Origin of the sequence: Parvularcula bermudensis HTCC2503, from assembly GCF_000152825.2 — a bacterium.
Classification (GTDB): Bacteria; Pseudomonadota; Alphaproteobacteria; order Caulobacterales; family Parvularculaceae; genus Parvularcula; species Parvularcula bermudensis.
On sequence record NC_014414.1, the window covers coordinates 2,749,005 to 2,764,705 of the forward strand.

15 protein-coding genes are annotated in these 15,701 nt (G+C 61.1%); 3 read left to right on the forward strand and 12 right to left on the reverse strand.

Annotated features, from left to right (window positions below; all coding sequences use genetic code 11):
* Nucleotides 1–12: 12 nt before the first annotated feature.
* From PB2503_RS12865 to PB2503_RS12895, 8 genes are all read right to left on the reverse strand, one after another.
* Nucleotides 13–741, reverse strand: coding sequence for an HAD family hydrolase (locus PB2503_RS12865; protein WP_013301694.1), 729 nt, complete (start codon nt 739–741; stop codon nt 13–15).
* 8 nt (nt 742–749) lie between these two features.
* On the reverse strand, nt 750–1,805 hold the full coding sequence (locus tag PB2503_RS12870) for an NAD(P)H-dependent glycerol-3-phosphate dehydrogenase (protein WP_013301695.1): 1,056 nt from the start codon (nt 1,803–1,805) through the stop codon (nt 750–752).
* A gap of 551 nt (nt 1,806–2,356) precedes the next feature.
* Nucleotides 2,357–2,461 (reverse strand): hypothetical protein, encoded by a 105-nt coding sequence (locus PB2503_RS14615; RefSeq protein ID WP_013301696.1) that lies wholly within the window; start codon nt 2,459–2,461, stop codon nt 2,357–2,359.
* A gap of 12 nt (nt 2,462–2,473) precedes the next feature.
* Nucleotides 2,474–3,487: a cytochrome d ubiquinol oxidase subunit II gene (gene cydB / locus PB2503_RS12875; protein WP_013301697.1), complete on the reverse strand. Its 1,014-nt coding sequence runs from the start codon at nt 3,485–3,487 to the stop codon at nt 2,474–2,476.
* Between the two features lie 6 nt (nt 3,488–3,493).
* The gene (locus tag PB2503_RS12880) at nt 3,494–4,912 is read right to left on the reverse strand and encodes a cytochrome ubiquinol oxidase subunit I (RefSeq protein ID WP_013301698.1); all 1,419 of its coding nucleotides are present in this window, start codon (nt 4,910–4,912) and stop codon (nt 3,494–3,496) included.
* 174 nt (nt 4,913–5,086) lie between these two features.
* On the reverse strand, nt 5,087–5,224 hold the full coding sequence (cydX, locus tag PB2503_RS14435) for a cytochrome bd-I oxidase subunit CydX (RefSeq protein ID WP_013301699.1): 138 nt from the start codon (nt 5,222–5,224) through the stop codon (nt 5,087–5,089).
* A gap of 20 nt (nt 5,225–5,244) precedes the next feature.
* Nucleotides 5,245–6,393, reverse strand: coding sequence for a cytochrome d ubiquinol oxidase subunit II (cydB, locus tag PB2503_RS12890; protein ID WP_013301700.1), 1,149 nt, complete (start codon nt 6,391–6,393; stop codon nt 5,245–5,247).
* Between the two features lie 27 nt (nt 6,394–6,420).
* Entirely contained in the window at nt 6,421–8,010 is a 1,590-nt protein-coding gene (locus PB2503_RS12895; protein ID WP_013301701.1) for a cytochrome ubiquinol oxidase subunit I, read from the reverse strand.
* Between the two features lie 122 nt (nt 8,011–8,132).
* On the opposite strand from PB2503_RS12895, the gene PB2503_RS12900 reads away from it, so the two are divergent.
* The 3 genes from PB2503_RS12900 to PB2503_RS12910 are packed head-to-tail and all read left to right on the forward strand — an operon-like array spanning nt 8,133 to nt 11,968.
* Nucleotides 8,133–8,789 carry an OmpW/AlkL family protein gene (locus tag PB2503_RS12900; RefSeq protein ID WP_013301702.1) on the forward strand — a complete coding sequence of 219 codons (657 nt, stop codon included), beginning with the start codon at nt 8,133–8,135 and terminating at the stop codon, nt 8,787–8,789.
* Between the two features lie 51 nt (nt 8,790–8,840).
* On the forward strand, nt 8,841–10,421 hold the full coding sequence (locus PB2503_RS12905; RefSeq protein ID WP_013301703.1) for an ATP-binding cassette domain-containing protein: 1,581 nt from the start codon (nt 8,841–8,843) through the stop codon (nt 10,419–10,421).
* Nucleotides 10,418–11,968, forward strand: a complete 1,551-nt coding sequence (locus PB2503_RS12910) for an ATP-binding cassette domain-containing protein (RefSeq protein WP_013301704.1) — start codon at nt 10,418–10,420, stop codon at nt 11,966–11,968. Before PB2503_RS12905 ends, PB2503_RS12910 begins: the two co-directional genes overlap by 4 nt.
* Before the next feature lie 175 nt (nt 11,969–12,143).
* Here the strand turns inward: PB2503_RS12910 and PB2503_RS12915 are convergent, their stop codons facing one another.
* The 4 genes from PB2503_RS12915 to PB2503_RS12930 all read right to left on the reverse strand — a co-directional run bounded on the left by PB2503_RS12915 (nt 12,144) and on the right by PB2503_RS12930 (nt 15,699).
* Nucleotides 12,144–12,707, reverse strand: coding sequence for a Crp/Fnr family transcriptional regulator (locus tag PB2503_RS12915; protein ID WP_013301705.1), 564 nt, complete (start codon nt 12,705–12,707; stop codon nt 12,144–12,146).
* A 79-nt stretch (nt 12,708–12,786) separates the two neighbouring features.
* Nucleotides 12,787–13,185 carry a response regulator gene (locus PB2503_RS12920; RefSeq protein ID WP_013301706.1) on the reverse strand — a complete coding sequence of 133 codons (399 nt, stop codon included), beginning with the start codon at nt 13,183–13,185 and terminating at the stop codon, nt 12,787–12,789.
* Between the two features lie 88 nt (nt 13,186–13,273).
* Nucleotides 13,274–14,677 carry a TolC family protein gene (locus PB2503_RS12925; protein ID WP_013301707.1) on the reverse strand — a complete coding sequence of 468 codons (1,404 nt, stop codon included), beginning with the start codon at nt 14,675–14,677 and terminating at the stop codon, nt 13,274–13,276.
* Nucleotides 14,674–15,699, reverse strand: coding sequence for an efflux RND transporter periplasmic adaptor subunit (locus PB2503_RS12930; protein ID WP_013301708.1), 1,026 nt, complete (start codon nt 15,697–15,699; stop codon nt 14,674–14,676). Before PB2503_RS12930 ends, PB2503_RS12925 begins: the two co-directional genes overlap by 4 nt.
* Between the last annotated feature and the right edge of the window lie 2 nt (nt 15,700–15,701).

The following is a 15,701-nucleotide window of genomic DNA, read 5'->3' on the forward strand; positions in this document are numbered from 1 at the left end:
CCTTACGCGCCTTTACGCGTTGATCTTCCGATGGAGGGCATCATGAACACCGCCCGCGCCGTGATGGGGCGAATGGTAAACGTTCTGAAGGCCCTGAACAGCCTCTTTTAATTTGGCTTCGGCATTGCCGACGACGACCCCATCAAGCCCCGTGTGAAACAAAGACAGGTCGTTCAAGGTATCACCAGCCACGAGAACCGCGTCTCGCGGCAGATCATAATGGGCGAGGGTGCGCTCCAGGGTCGGTCCTTTCTGGATCCCCTTGGGAAGGACATCGAAATAGATTCCGTCGGAAATGATGACGTCGAACCCTTTGCCCCGAATGGCCTCGGCCAGCTCCTCGGCGCGATCGCCATCGTCATAAAAGTAGGAAAGCCGACGGCCGCCAAAGACATCCTGCAACCTCAGGAACGGCTGCGCCTTGGCAAGAGCGGCGATTTCGTCGGCCCCTGTCCATTTCTCGTCGATCCAATCCTCGACGGCGGTGACCGGCGCGTGCCCGTCGCCCTGGACGACCGTGGTGCCGACATCCCCGATGATGAGATCGGGGGTCGGGACATCGGCGGCCGTGATCTCTTTGATGAATTCAAGGTCCCGCCCCGTCACGAAAACAAGGCCCAGCCAATCGCGATTGGCCTCGACAAAATCATAGAGGGTCCGCCGCTGTTCGTCGTCGCCGCCGAGGAACGTCCCGTCGAGGTCTGTGGCGAGGATGGTGGATTTACCTGCAAGATCGGTCATGGCAGCCCCTATTGAGTTGCTTCAGGTGTCCTTGCCGCCGTAACGGACCTGAACAAAGAGGCGACCATCGCCTCCGGCGTCAGATCGCGCTTCAGCATGGCATCGACCGCGCAGGCAATCGGCGCGCTCACCCCTTGGGCCGTCATCACGGCGCAGACCTTCGCCACACTGTCAGCCCCCTCGAAAGTCGTCGCCGTCAGGGGCGCCGCAGGATCGGCAAGCGCTCGACCATAAGAATAATTCCGAGATTGGGGATCGGTACAGGCCAAGGCGAGATCCCCCGCCCCGGCGACGCCCAACAGCGTATGGGCCGAGCCGCCCAGGGCATCAGCAAGGGACGCCGCCTCTTCAAGGCCACGGGCCAAGATCGAGGCGCGGGTGTTGGATCCATGCCCAAGCCCGTCTGCGACACCGCAAGCGATCGCAATGACGTTCTTCATGATACCGCCAATTTGCGCCCCGATAAGATCCTCGACCGGTTCGACATGGAAGCTGTCCGAAGTGAGGCTTGCGGCCATTTCCGCCGCCAACTCCCCCTCCCCGGCGATGACAACGCTGGTCGGCTCCCCCCGCGCCACTTCGGCGGCGAAGCTCGGCCCTGAGAGGAACATCGCCCGCGCTTGCGGAATTGCGCTCTGTATACGGTCGGTCAACAATTCCTCGGTCTCTGGATCAAGCCCCTTGGCACAGGAAATGACGGGTGCAAGCGGCTTTACGTCTGAGGCAATTTTGTCGGCGATGGCTCCGACCCCTTTTGAGGGTAGGGCAATGAAGACGGCGTCGACGCCATCAACCGCCGCCGAAAGGTCACTGATCGGAATAACCGTATCGGGAAGAAGGACACCTGGGATATAGGCCATATTACGCCGTAACCGCGCCATATCGCCCATCATCTCCGCATTACGCCCCCAAAGACGAACGGTACGGCCCGCCCGGGCAAAGGCGATGGCCAGAGCGGTACCCCAGGCCCCGGCCCCAAGGACCGTCACCGTGTCGAATTGCGGATGGGCAGAAGCGGTTGCCCCCAAGGATGCGGTTCTGACGACGTTCAGTTGCTGCTTCATTGGGGGGAAATCTCCTTATGCACCGATAGGATCAACGCACCGGCAAGCAAATGGCTCCCTCCCCCTTGAAAAAATCGCCAAGCCGATTTCGTTCCGCATAGGTTCGATCGACAAGCGGGCAAGTCTAGGGGAGGATTATCGTCCCTGTTCGGAGAACAAGAGGTGCCCACCCACAGAGAGGGCGAGTGAGCGCGATAAGCTTTGCCGGGGGCGACCCCGTCATTGGCTGTCGCAAGAAGGCGAGCACAAAATCGATACCCTGTTCCCGTCGCCCCGATGATGTGGGACCGTGCCCCCCAAAGGACGAAAGAGAAACGAGATAGCGATCCGATGGTCTGCGCCTCCTCATCGTGACACAATCTCAGCCGATCAGGGCGTAGCCCCAATCAGCGACTGCTCTACTCCACAAAGTGCCAGATATTAGCACGATTGTCCACCCCTCTTCGCATCTGCGAAGGGAGGGGCATCTCAAGGCGAAACAGAGACGCGTCCAACTGTGCCGCATCGCCCCCCCCGCGCGTTGGCGATGAGGGGCCGCGCCCAAGACGCAATTAGAGAATAAGAAGGCGGATGGAGTACCCCACAATGGTGACGACAGCGACCCCGCCGGCCCAAAGGGCAACGAACCAAAGCGCCTTTGAAAGTGGTCTTGGCATCTCGTCGCCTCCTTAGTGATAACCGGCGTCGGGATCGATCTTTCCACGGAACACCCAATAGGCATATCCCGTATAGGCAAGAATAATCGGTATCAGGATCACGGCGCCGACAAACATGAAAATCTGCGATTTAAAGGGGGTCGCCGCATCGAGGATCGTCACTTCCGTGGGGACGATATAGGGATAAACCGAGACCCCAAGCCCCACAAAGCACAAGGCGAATAGCGCAAGGCTCAAAACGAAGGGGGAGTAATGATAGGGTCGCCTATTGATCGACTGGAATAAGAGGAACGTCAGGACCGCCACGGCGAGGGGAACGGGCGCGGCCAAAATCAAGCCTGGCATTTCGAACCAGCGATCCGAATAGCTGCTCTCCACAAAGGGGGTAAAGAAACTCACCACCGCGATAAAGGCGATCGTGGCCACCGCAAAGCGCCAAGCGAGATAGCGCGCGCGGTCGTGAACCGGCCCCTCGGTTTTCATCAGGAGCCAGGTCGCGCCCAGTAATCCATATCCCATGACCACCGCCGCACCGGTGAGGAGAGAGAACGGGCTCAACCAATCGAACCACCCGCCCCCATAGGCGCGGCCATCGACCTCAATGCCCTGAAGCCAGGCCCCAAGCGTCACCCCTTGGGCGAAGGCGGCGGTGATCGATCCCCCGATGAAGGCACGGTCCCAATAGCGATTCCAGCGCAAGGTCCGCCACCGATATTCAAAGGCGACCCCTCGAAAAACCAGCGCCAGCAACATGGCAATGATCGGCGCATAAAGGGCGGGCATGATGATGCCGTAAGCCATGGGGAAGGCCGCGAATAAGCCCCCGCCCCCCAGCACCAGCCAGGTCTCGTTCCCGTCCCAAACCGGCGCGACCGTGTTCATCATCAGGTCGCGATCCTTCTTCTCAGGAAAGAACGGATAGAGGATCCCCACCCCAAGATCGAAGCCGTCGAGCACGACATAGATAAAAACGGCGGTGGCGAGGAGAAAGGCCCAGGAATGGGCGAGCCAAATGCTGACTTCCATGACGATTTACTCCGCCGAGGCGCTAGGGGGATAGGGATCGAAAAGGGGAGCGGGGACGATACCGCCCGTGCGGATCGGCGCCGCCTCGGCCCCAGGCTCACTCGGGAGAGGCGCGGCGGCCATCAGGCGCAGAATGTAGAAGACCCCTGCCCCAAAAACGAGGAAGTAGATCACGATGAAGGCGAGGAGCGACGTGCCCACGGCCGGCGCATCCAACGGACTCACCGACTCGCTTGTCCTGAGCACCCCATAGACCGTGTAAGGTTGACGTCCCACCTCGGTGGTAATCCACCCGGCGATCACGGCGACGAGCCCCGAAGGACTCGAATAGAGGGCCGCTCGGTGAAGCCATTTATTGGTGTAAAGGGTGCCACGAAACCGAGCCCACAGGCCAAAAAGGCCCACCCCGAGCATGAGAAAGCCAAGGGCCACCATAATTCTGAACGACCAGAAGACAATCGCCACCGGCGGCTGCTCATCGTCCGGGATCGTATCAAGGCCCGCCAGCGGCGCATCCCACTCATGTTTGAGGATCAGCGAGCTCAGCTTAGGGATCCCGACGGCATATTTCAGCTCTTGCTCCTCATCGTCGGGGATGCCGAACAGATAGAGCGGCGCACCGTCGGGGTGGCTTTCATAATGCCCCTCCATGGCCATGACTTTTTGCGGCTGATGGTCGAGCGTATTGAGACCATGGAGGTCGCCGAGGAAGATTTGCAGGGGCGCGACAACCGCCGCCATCCCCATGGCCATGGAGAACATGGTCTTCACCCCCGCATTGCCGCCCCGCCCCTTGAGGAGATGCCAGGCCGCGACCCCGCCGACGATGAAGGCGGTGGTGAGATAAGCCGCCGTCAAGGTGTGGGCCAAACGGTAAGGGAAGCTTGGGTTGAAGATGATCTCCAGCCAATTGACCGGGATGAATTGCCCGGCATCGTTGATCGTATAGCCGGTGGGGGTGTGCATCCAGCTATTCACGGAGAGAATCCAGGTGGCGGAAATCGCCGTTCCGATGGCCACCATCAGACAGGCGATCATATGCAGGGTTGCCCCCACCCGCTCCCGACCGAAGAGCATTATGCCAAGAAAACCTGCTTCGAGGAAAAAGGCGGTCAGCACCTCATAGGCCATGAGGGGGCCAATCACCGGACCGGCCTTGTCGCTGAAGACCGACCAATTCGTCCCGAATTGATAACTCATCGTGATGCCGGAGACGACGCCCATGGCGAAGGCGATCGCGAATATCTTAATCCAAAACTTGAAGAGTCTCAGATAAGCATCCTTTTTCGTGCGTAGATAGAGGGCGTTCAGAACAGCGAGATAGCTCGCAAGGCCAATGGAGAAGGCCGGGAAGATAAAGTGGAAGGCAACGGTGAAGGCGAACTGGATCCGCGCCAGGATCAGGGGATCAAATTGAGCGAACATAGCAACACCCTCGGATTGGTCCTCGAATACTGAATGGGCATATAGAAACGGTATAGCCCAAAGGATACGCGTCATACTGACCGCGAGGATTGTCCCCTACGCAAAACGGCCCTCCGCAGGGAAGGGCCGCTGTGCCGGTGTCCGAAAGAGTTAGCGAGGCGAAGGGCGCGAGGCTTAGTGCTCTTGGCCGAGAATGGGAGCCGACTCGGTGCCATCGGCCTGGCGCGTCCGTTTCAATTCGAACCACATGGCGTTGAGGATCCCGACCAACGCCGCGAAACCGAGCCCGAGGGCCCAAGCGAAATACCACATTTGTTCTCTCCTTATCGCGATCAGTATGCGTGGTCCGCAGTCTTCAGGCTCTCGGTGGTGACCCGTCCCGACATGACCCGATAGGCCCAGGCCGTGTAGGCCAGGATCAGCGGGAGAAAGATCACCGTGGCAATCAGCATGTTCCGCAGGGTCGCCTGGCTGGAGCTTGAGTCGAAAACCATCAAGCTATGGGACGGATTTACCGTGCTGGGCAGGATGAAGGGAAACATCGAAACGCCCACAGTTGCGATGACTGAGGCCACCCCAAGCCCGGTTGCCACAAGCGTCAGACGTTGATGTTTGACCGCAAATCCAAAGGAAGCGGCGGCGAAGCCAAGAACACCGAGGGCGGGCACGATCCAAAGGATCGGCGCGGCATTGTAATTGGCAAGCCAGGCGCCCGCCTCGGTCACTGCCTCTTTGGCAAGAGGGAAGCTGCCCGCCTGCCAATCAGCGCCACCGACCACGGCATAGCCACCAAGACCGCCCATCGCGACCAGGACACCGCCCAGGACGAACAGAATTGCCGAGCCGATCGCCCCCCACTGGCCAATGACGCGGGCCCGCTCGGCGACCACTTCGTCCGCTTTGAGATGCAGCCAGGCGGCCCCATGAGCGGCGATCATGACAAGCGATAGAACGCCGCAGAACAACGCCGCCGGGTTGAGGAGCCCAAAGAGCCCCCCCTGATAGTCGGGGCGCAAATCACCGTCATACACAAAGGGAACCCCGATCAGTGCATTACCGACGGCCACGCCGAAAATCAGCGGCGGCACCAATCCCGATAGGGTAAGCGCCCAATCCCAGCGTGAGCGCCAGACCTGCCCTGCCCGCTTCGAGCGATATTTGAAGGCCACGGGGCGCAGAATAAGAAAGAACAGCACCAGGAACATGGCCAGGTAGAAGCCCGAAAAGCTGAGGGCATAGAGGGCCGGCCAAGCAGCGAAGATCGCCCCGCCGCCGAGAATGAACCATACCTGGTTGCCTTCCCAGACTGGGCCGACCGTGTTGATGACGACCCGCCGCTCGCTGTCGGACCGGGCGACGAGCGGCAACAGGCCCGCCGCCCCCATATCGAACCCATCGGTGACGGCGAAGCCAATGAGGAGGATCCCCAGAAGCGCCCACCAGATCACCCTGAGCGTGGCATAATCGAACAAGAATTCCATAACTTGGTCCTTTAATAATAGCTCGGATTATTCCGCAGGCGCCGTTTGGGGGCCGGAGGTTTTGGTCTCTCCCAGGCCGGGCACCAGGTCATCGATTTCGTCGATTAGGCCCGGCCCTTTCTGAACGGCGGCAATCATCAATTTGACTTCGATGAAGGCGAGAATGCCATAGACCAGCGTGAACCCGGCAATTGTAATGACGATATCCGTCAGTGTGAGGGTCGAGGCCGCAAGGAAGGTGGGCAACACCCCCTCAATGACCCAGGGCTGACGGCCGAATTCGGCAAGAAACCAGCCCATTTCCGCAGCGATCCATGGGACCGGAAGGGAGAACAGCGCGGCGGTCAACACCCATTTGGGGGGCACCGCCTCCTTAGTGGTATAGTAAGCGGAAATCCCGAACACCAAGAGAAGCACAAAGCCCGCCAGAACCATGATCCGGAAGCTGAAGAAGGCGGCGGGGACAGAGGGGACGGTCGACCAGGCGGCCTGGCGGATCGTCTCATCATCGGCGGTCACAGGATCTACAACGTACCGCCGCAGCAATTGCGCGTAGCCGAGATCGTCACGGGTTTCCATGAACTGGGCGAGGGCCACTTCGTCGCTGCGGTCCGCCTTGTACGCCTCAAGCGCTTCATAAGCGATCAGCCCATTCCGTATGCGCGCCTCAGCCGTATCCACAAGCTCGAAAATACCGGGAATTTCCGTATCAAGACTACGGGTGCCGATGATCCCCATCACCCAAGGAACATGCACACCGAACCGGGTTTCACGCAGCTCCTGATCAGGAAGACCGATCAGGGTGAAGGACGCCGGCGCCTCCTCCGTGTGCCACATGGCTTCCATCGCGGCGAGTTTCATCTTTTGGTGGTCGGTCACGGCGTAGCCGCTCTCGTCACCAAGGACGATCACCGAGAGGCTGCTCGCCACCCCGAAGGCCGCCGCAATGGCGAAACTACGCTGGGCCAAGGCTATGTGGCGCCCTTTCAGCATATACCAGGCGGAAATGGCCAAGACAAAGACCGCCCCAGTGACATAGCCAGCGGATACCGTGTGCACGAACTTTGCCTGAGCCACGGGGTTGAAGAGAACCGCCATGAAGTCCGTCACCTCCATGCGCATGGTCTCCGGGTTGAAGGCAGACCCGACCGGGTTCTGCATCCAGCCATTGGCGATCAGGATCCACAGGGCCGAAAAGTTCGTGCCCAGCGCCATCAGCCAGGTCACGCCCAAATGCTGCTTAGCGCCCATACGGTCCCATCCAAAGAAGAAGAGCCCAATAAAGGTCGCCTCGAGGAAGAAGGCCATCAAGCCTTCGATCGCCAGGGGGGCGCCGAAGACGTCGCCGACATAGTGACTGTAGAACGCCCAGTTCATGCCGAACTGAAATTCCATCGTGATCCCGGTTGCGACCCCAAGGGCGAAGTTGATACCGAACAGGATCCCCCAGAATTTGGTCATCTCCCGCCAGATCTGGCGACCGGTCATGACATAGACGGTCTCCATCATCGCGACGAGAATCGACAGCCCAAGGGTTAGGGGCACGAAAAGGAAGTGGTACATCGCCGTAAGGGCAAATTGCAGGCGCGATAGATCGACGATCAACGGATCGGGCATAGAATCCTCCAACACTCATGCGCTTGTGGAATTTTTCGCCGCTGCGATCTTTGCGCGAACGCAAGGACACCCAAGGGACAACGGCGCAGATGCTCTCACACCTTCTGTGATGGAGCGCTAAGATGCGTACAACAACCTTGCTCGCCGCCCTCGCCGTGAGTTCCTCTTTCACCACGATCGCCGCCGCTGCGGAGCCGGGGGACCTTCTGGTCCGTGGGCGACTGATCGGCGTCTTGCCGACGGAAGAAACGTCGGGTGTCGAACCGGCATTCCCCGACGGGTCGGTTGAGGTCGAGAATGCCTATGTTCCCGAACTCGACTTCACCTACTTCTTCACCGATCGTATCGCGGCTGAGTTGATCCTGGCCACCAGCCCCCACGATCTTGAAGGCACCGGTGACCTCGAAGGGCTCGGGAAAGTGGCCGATGTGTGGGCGCTGCCCCCGACCGTGACAGTGCAATATCATTTCCCCCTCGCGAACGGGATCAAGCCCTATGTCGGTGCGGGATTGAACTATACACTGTTCTACAACGAAGATGCGTCGGATTCCCTTACCGATGCGGTTGGCGATACCAAGATCGAGCTTGACGACAGTTTCGGTCTTGCTCTGCAGGTTGGGGTCGACATGCCCATCAACGATACGTGGATGGTCAATGCCGATGTCAAATACATCCAGATCGACACCACAGCGACCCTGACGACCGGGGCGCTGGTCAACACCGTCGATGTCGATCTCGACCCCTTTGTGGTCGGTCTTGGCGTCGGCCGCACCTTTTGATCTTTGGTCGGATCGCTTCCCGCGATCCGGCCGTTCTTCACCTCATAGTTCATGCCCCGTTCCTCCCCCCTCGGCCCGGCCGAAGCCGCTCTCACCACAGCGACCGCAAACGGTCGACGCGCCGCTTTTGGCCTTGGTCTGACCGCTCAAGCTGGGCGTCTTGGCACGGCGCTCAGTCTTGCCTTCCTCGCCGCGGGGATGGTGATGGACCAAGAAATGCCCATGGCGGCGCTGATTGCTTTCCCGCTGTGTCTCCTCACGGCTTTTATTGCCGGTGCCCTTTCGGACGTCGTCACAACCCGCACAGAGCAGCACGCCGCCGATCTCGTGCTCGACTGGTTTGAGCGCTTCACCGGCAGTGCCGCGGTCACCGAGGTAACCAAGATTGCCCCCGGCGATTTGGTCGGGCGCCTCACCCGTCAACCCTCCAGCGCCGCCGCTGCTATCGTCAGCATCAAGAACGCCAAGGCTATGAGCGCGGCGGGGATGCTGATGGCGCTTGGCGGCATGGCCGTGTTTTCCTGGCAGGCGGCGTTACTCCTGCTAGTTGCAATGCCGGTGATGGTCATTTTCTTCATCCTCGTCGGGAAACTGACCAAAGAGAAGGCCACTGAGCAAGAAACCGCTCTTCAACGGCTTTCCGGTGCCTTTGCGGATCGCATCCGGTGCCTTCCCACGCTCATTGCGAGTGATGCCGTCGATCGGGAAGCGGCGCATCTTGCAGAATATCTTGACGATCATATGCGGCGCACCCGCTCGCTCCTCCGCGTGGCTTTCTTGAATTCCGGGATCTTGGATTTTTTCAGCTCCCTGAGTATTGCAATTCTTGCCGTATTCCTGGGCCTTGGACATCTTGGACTGGCGGACCTGCCGGGATTTACCGGCCATGGCCTCGCAACCAGCCTGTCCCTCTTGGTCCTGGCGCCTGAAGTCTTCGCGCCGTTGCGGCGGTTTTCCGAAGTCTATCACAGCGCCGCCGAAGGGGCGGCGAGCCTTGCCGCCCTTGACCCCCTCTTTGAAGCAAAGAGCTTCGCCGATCCCCGCCTCCCCGCAGGACATGAGAGCACCAGGGGCCTTCGCCTGTCCCATATTGGCCGGGTACAGGATATAACCTTACCGGAAACAGGGCTGGTCGCGATCGTCGGCCCCTCGGGGGCGGGGAAGACGCAAATTTTGCGGGCGCTCGCCGGGGTCGATGCGAGCCGGGCGGGGCAAGTCTTTTCCTCCCGGCGCCCGCAGGCATGGATATCGGCTGAGGCGTGGCTTCCGGGCGGTCGGATTGGCGCCTTTCTCGGCGAAGACGGGGCGCTGTTCTCCTCTCTTGGATTTGAGGAGGATCCCCGCTTTGCCCAGGGCCTCGATACGATCATCGCTTCAGGCGGCGCCGATCTGTCGGGGGGGCAGCGGATGCGACTGGCCCTTGGACGGGCGGCCACGACCGAAGACGGCATTTTGTTCGCCGACGAACCCACAGCCAAACTCGACCGGATCTCGGCTCAAACCATTCGCGAGCTGCTTTCGCAATTAAGTCGCCGGCGCCTTGTGATTGTCGCCACCCATGACCCGGTGCTGGCACATCGGGCAGTCACCCAGGTGACGCTGTCATCGCGGACCGAAATGATTGGATCATGACCTTATCCCTGCCCCCACAATGGCGTTTGGCCGCGCTGTTTGCCGCCGTTACGGCCTTGTCCAGTGTCGCCCTGGTGGGGGTCTCGGCCTGGTTCCTCGCCGCCGTGGCCCTCGCCGGGCTTGGCCCCGCGGCCTTTGCGTATAACTTCCACTTTCCCGCCGCCCTCGTTCGTCTTTTGGCCCTGCTGCGCACCGGCGGAAAATATGGCGAGCGCCTGACCGGTCACGTCGCCGCCCTCAGCGATCAGAACGCCCATCGACAACGGCTTTTTGCGCAGATGGCTGAGGCCAAGGCCCCTCGCCAGGAGGGATGGCAATTGGCCAGAACCGATCGCCTGGAAACCTTTCTCACCGATGTCGAATCCGTCGATTTCGTCCGTCTACGCAGCTTGTTGCCGGCCCTCGCCGGTGTGATCGGGGCCCTCTTCGTCATTGGCCTTACCCTTCTCACCGTGCCGCTCGCCCTTCCCGCCCTGGCGGTGGTCAGCGGCGGCCTTTGCCTTGCCTCTCTCGTCCTCAGCGCAAAGGCCGCGACATTGATGGACCGGGGTGCTCAGCGACGCCGCGCCTTCGGCCACGATGTAGGACAAAAGCTTGCCAGTGCGGTCCCCCTCGAAGGGGGGCGGGAACGCCGCGCCCGGCTGGGCGAGAGCTTGGCGATTGCTCGACAGGCAGAACGGGATCTGACGGCGGCCCGGATGCTGAACGGTCTTGCCGAGCGCATATTGTCTGTCTTTGGCCCTCTTGCTTGCCTCACCATATTGAGCCTTGCGGCCCTGACCGGCGAGTTGGGTGAGCAGGCCGTCCCCGCTGTGCTCGCCGCCTTTGCCGCGCTCAGTTTCGGGGAGGTGATGTTCCCCCTTGCGCGGGCCGACGCGGCGCGGCGCGAGGCGCGGCAGGCCCGGGGCAGGCTTTCCTACTGGACCACCGAGGCCATGCCGGCGGTGCAAAAAGGCACGCCGCCGACCCAGCTGGAGGTGACCAACTTGCCCCTGATCGATCCGGCGGGTCGCGCCCTCGGCGGGACCGTTTCCTTCAGGGCCACCCCTGGACATCCGGTCGCGTTGGTCGGCCCCTCCGGCTGCGGAAAGACCACGCTGCTCAAGCGCCTTGCTGGATGGCTACCGTCTTCTGATGATCTGGGTCTGCCGCAAGCCCTTGGCCCTCATTGTCACCTGAGCCTCCACGATGCCGCGGTTCTCACAGGCACCCTGCGCGATGCCCTGCTCAGTGATCAACCGGACGAGGCCCTTTGGTCCGCCGTGAAGGCCGTCGAGCTTGACCAGCGGTTTGAAGATCGAGGCCTTGAGACTCACCTGGGGCAGGAGACAATCTCATTAGGCGAGGCCCGCCGGATTGCCCTCGCCCGCGCTTATCTAAGCCCCAAGCCGGTGCTCCTTCTCGATGAGCCGGGAGAACATCTGGATCAGGCACAGGCGCGACGTATTCTCGGTCGGCTCCTCGACCATCAGGCGGATAAGGTCATCGTCATGGTCACCCACGCAGAGGAATTGGTGAGGGGGAAAGCCAACCCGGTGGCCTGCTGAACCGTTGTCACCGGGCGGTGCCCGAAGGCACCGGCCGCGCGATGAGGGATGAGGTAATGTCGACCGTGAAAGCCTAGAGCTCTTCCAAGCGAAATGGAAACCGGCTCGCGTAAAGAGAAAGGCGATAAGACAAAGACCTGGAGATGTTTTCCTCTCCGATTGAACCAAAACGGTCCTAGGCGGCGAGCGCCGCCCCCATGAGGTAGGTCTGCCCCTCAATTTTAGTCAAAACCGCATCGCGTTCCCACTGGGCAAACGTACGGCTGACCGTCTCGAGGGTGAGCCCGGTAAAGTCGGCAATCTGCTGCCGCGTCAGCGGTAAATCGACCCGCGCGCCATCATGGCCCAGACAATCCGCAGCGAGCTTTACGAAAGCTTCGAGCCGATCCATGGCGGATTTGTAGGAAAGAAGCGTCAGGTGACGCCGCTCGATCGCCAGTCGATCGCGCATCTGCTCGACCATGAAAGCCGCGCCATCGGTATCCTGCAATAATGCCGGTCCCGGAATATAGGCGACCTCACTGGGCATCAGTGCTTCGGCATAATGGTCGACGGCGCCCTCAAGATCGAAATGGAGGAAATCCCCAGGACCGGCCAAATCGAGCACCTGACGACGACCGTCTTCGAACAGCGTGTAAAGAATCACCGCACCCGAAATGAGTTTGGGGAGGTCTCCATCAGCCTCTCCCGGCGCGAAAATGGTTTCCCGCTTGGCAAAGCGGCGGCTATCCCCAGTCATGTCATGCTCCTTCTGCCAGAAGGGTCATGCCGATTTTCACCACCCGCCACTATCGGGGCAGTTGCGTAAGGGAAATTGCTTATGGATGCGGAGAGCGACTCCCGATCATCATTGCCAATGCGGCTGAAAGGCTCTCCCCACCGACGGGTTTACGCAGCGCAAGATCCGGTTTGATCGAGTCAACGCATGTCAGATAGGCACGCCCCCTAAGACCGGAAAGGACGGCAATTCTGATCGCCCCATGACGTTGCCGAAGGGTCCGGGCGACAGAGACCCCGTCGATCCCCGGCAAGCCAAGGTCCAGAAGGACGATATCCGTTGAGGCTGCCGTCTCCCCGGCAAGAAAACTCTCCCCATCGGCCCAGGCCCGGACATTGTACCCCTCGGCCGAGAGGACGAGGCCAAGCGCGTGACGGACCGCACAATCGTCTTCGACGATATGAACGGTGATCGGCGCAGAAGGATCGAGAGTAGACACCTTCTTCTTCTACCCCTCCTCGACCCCGCGATCCTTGCGTTGGCGCAAAGCCGATCGCCGTCCTCAGCCGGGGGGATATGGGATACATTTATGATCGGGGGTCGAGCCCGAAGGCGGTGAGATTGACCCTGGCCGCATCATAAGCCGCTTGCGCCAAGACGAAAGCGAGGCGCGCTTCGACTAAGCGGATTTGGGCCGACGCCGCCGCATCGTCCCGCAAATTGAGACGGAAAAAGTCACTCGCCCCGGCCTCGAACCGCCGCTGTTCAGCCTCCCGCATGCGCGTGGCGGTCTGCACTTCGGCCTCGGCGAAACCGACGGCCGCCTCGGCCCCCTCCAACCGCGCGCGGAGGGACAGGAGTTCGGCATTGAGCTGATCTCGGGTTAACCGCGTTAACTGGCGAAGCCGCTCTGCTTTGGCGATTTGACGTTCAAGATCGGCCCGCGCCGTCCGCTGACCGAGGGGAACGGAGAAGGTCATCCCCACAATCGCCTCCGGCTCGTCGCGAGAGATGCCGCCCTCCCCCAACGGACCAAGATCGCTACCCAGCTCTACTTTCACATCAAGCCGGGGGCGGAGCGCATTGTCCTTGACCAGCACAAGCCCAAGCGCTCTGGCGAGTTGCGCCTCCAAGAGCGCCACCTCAGGGAGGGGGCCCTCATTTGGTTGAGCGGGTGCTAGGGATTGGATCGGCCAGCGCGCGGGAAGACGATCCGCCGCAACGGTCACGGGGCTGCCCCTTTCATCACGATAAAATACGGACAATCTTGCCGCAGCCTCGGTGAAGCGTGCCCTCGCCTCAGCGACCAACCCCCGGCGACGGGCCAAAACTTGATCATTCTCTGTCAGGATGATCGATGGCACCGCGCCGCCGGCCACCTGCCGTTCCAGCGCGTCCGTGCGCCTTTCGGCGATCGCCAATTGATCTCGGTAGACCGACAAAACCTCCCCCGCCGCCAGCCACTCCCAATAGCGCGAAAGGGCCCGTTGCTGGACCGACACCGTGGCCAGCAGGGCCGCCAAATCCGCCTCACGTTCGGCGAGTCGCGCATCATTAAGCGCCCAGCGCCGTTCATCAATTGCACGGTCCTTCAATAGAGAGATCAGAAGGCCCGCCTTGATTTCGCCCGCTTCATTCGTAAACGCCTCATCTTCGTAAATAGGAAAATCCCCACCGGACACGCGGTACCGCCCGTAAACCTCCGCCCCAAAAGGACCCAGCGGTTGCGTAACCTGCGTTTCGATGACGCGGCCGTCGTAAGTGCCCGAGGCCCGATATCGTCCTTCTGCTGACAGGACAGGATCAAACGCCCCTCTGGCGCTCATCCGCAAGGTCGCCGCGGCCCGCCGGTCCGCCTCAGCCGCCTGGATGGCGGGGGAATGTGCCGCCGAGGCCGCGAGCACTTCATCGGGCATCAGGGCAGGCGGGGCTTGAGCAGCCGCGACCCCGAGAAAGACCAGCCCCGAAAGAGACGCTATGAGTACCTTCATCGCGCGGTTCCTCCGGCAGTCGTATAGCGTGGCGGGAAATCGTTCAATTGTCGCCAAACTTCGTACCCCACACTGACTGTTTCCAAAAGGATCCAGCCGCGCGCAGTCGATCCAAGACGGACGAACCGGTCGTCAGGCCACGCCCGTTCGGGATCGTCAGGCTCGGCCACCAGAACCCGAAATCGCCCGTCGGGTTGGGCTGCGGGATCGACACTGACGACGACCCCTTCGAAGGTCCCCGTAGGCAGACCTGGCCATCCGGTGAATTGGAGAGCGGGAAATCCCTCGAACTCAAGACGGACATCCGCGCCCGGCTGAACGAGCGGAACGTCTCGTCCATTGATCAGAAGGGCGACGGCTCGGGCCGTCGGATCGGGCTGGAATAGCGCCAATCGTTGACCAGCGGTAACGTAGGTCGCCCGGTCGCCCCCGGTCAATTCCAGCACAGTGCCATCCCGCGGGGCCGTCACTTCTCCGGCGGATTGGCGGGAAATGTCGACGTCCAGGCGCGCCAAACGGGCACGGGCCGACGCCATTTGGGCGCGAAGTTCCTGGAGGCGGATGATCCCCGAATCAACATCCCGCGGCGCTGCTAACCCCTCCCCTTCCAGACTTTCTGTACGGGCAAGGTCTCGTTCGGCGGACCGAAGGGCCGCCTCAGCCGCCCGCACCTCGGCAATGGCCTCATCCTTCTCCTGTGCCCGACGTTCCAGCAAGCGCGGATCATTATCGACGATGGACACAATGGGGTCACCCGCCGCAACCCGATCTCCTTCGCGGACATACCATTGATCGATACGGCCCGCGACAAGGGCGCTCAATTCCTGCGAGCGTTCCTCCGGGTCAAGTGTGGTCACGATGCCGGGACCGGCGGTTGTTTGCACCCAAGGGACCAAAATCGCGAAGGCCGTCGCTGCCGCGACCCCCACCACTAACAGTAATGCGACGACACTCATCACCTTGGGGGGACGGAGGGACTGGAGAGTTGTGAAATAGGACTGATGCGAATGATCAAGGACCATGA

What these genes read in the sequence shown, in the direction of transcription:
- PB2503_RS12930 (WP_013301708.1), bottom strand. Translation starts at nt 15,699, where the DNA reads ATGGTCCTTGATCATTCGCATCAGTCCTATTTCACAACTCTCCAGTCC.
- PB2503_RS12865 (WP_013301694.1), bottom strand. Translation starts at nt 741, where the DNA reads ATGACCGATCTTGCAGGTAAATCCACCATCCTCGCCACAGACCTCGAC.
- cydB (WP_013301697.1), bottom strand. Translation starts at nt 3,487, where the DNA reads ATGGAAGTCAGCATTTGGCTCGCCCATTCCTGGGCCTTTCTCCTCGCC.
- PB2503_RS12880 (WP_013301698.1), bottom strand. Translation starts at nt 4,912, where the DNA reads ATGTTCGCTCAATTTGATCCCCTGATCCTGGCGCGGATCCAGTTCGCC.
- PB2503_RS12915 (WP_013301705.1), bottom strand. Translation starts at nt 12,707, where the DNA reads ATGACTGGGGATAGCCGCCGCTTTGCCAAGCGGGAAACCATTTTCGCG.
- PB2503_RS12910 (WP_013301704.1), top strand. Translation starts at nt 10,418, where the DNA reads ATGACCTTATCCCTGCCCCCACAATGGCGTTTGGCCGCGCTGTTTGCC.
- PB2503_RS12870 (WP_013301695.1), bottom strand. Translation starts at nt 1,805, where the DNA reads ATGAAGCAGCAACTGAACGTCGTCAGAACCGCATCCTTGGGGGCAACC.
- PB2503_RS14615 (WP_013301696.1), bottom strand. Translation starts at nt 2,461, where the DNA reads ATGCCAAGACCACTTTCAAAGGCGCTTTGGTTCGTTGCCCTTTGGGCC.
- PB2503_RS12895 (WP_013301701.1), bottom strand. Translation starts at nt 8,010, where the DNA reads ATGCCCGATCCGTTGATCGTCGATCTATCGCGCCTGCAATTTGCCCTT.
- cydX (WP_013301699.1), bottom strand. Translation starts at nt 5,224, where the DNA reads ATGTGGTATTTCGCTTGGGCCCTCGGGCTCGGTTTCGCGGCGTTGGTC.
- PB2503_RS12900 (WP_013301702.1), top strand. Translation starts at nt 8,133, where the DNA reads ATGCGTACAACAACCTTGCTCGCCGCCCTCGCCGTGAGTTCCTCTTTC.
- PB2503_RS12905 (WP_013301703.1), top strand. Translation starts at nt 8,841, where the DNA reads ATGCCCCGTTCCTCCCCCCTCGGCCCGGCCGAAGCCGCTCTCACCACA.
- cydB (WP_013301700.1), bottom strand. Translation starts at nt 6,393, where the DNA reads ATGGAATTCTTGTTCGATTATGCCACGCTCAGGGTGATCTGGTGGGCG.
- PB2503_RS12925 (WP_013301707.1), bottom strand. Translation starts at nt 14,677, where the DNA reads ATGAAGGTACTCATAGCGTCTCTTTCGGGGCTGGTCTTTCTCGGGGTC.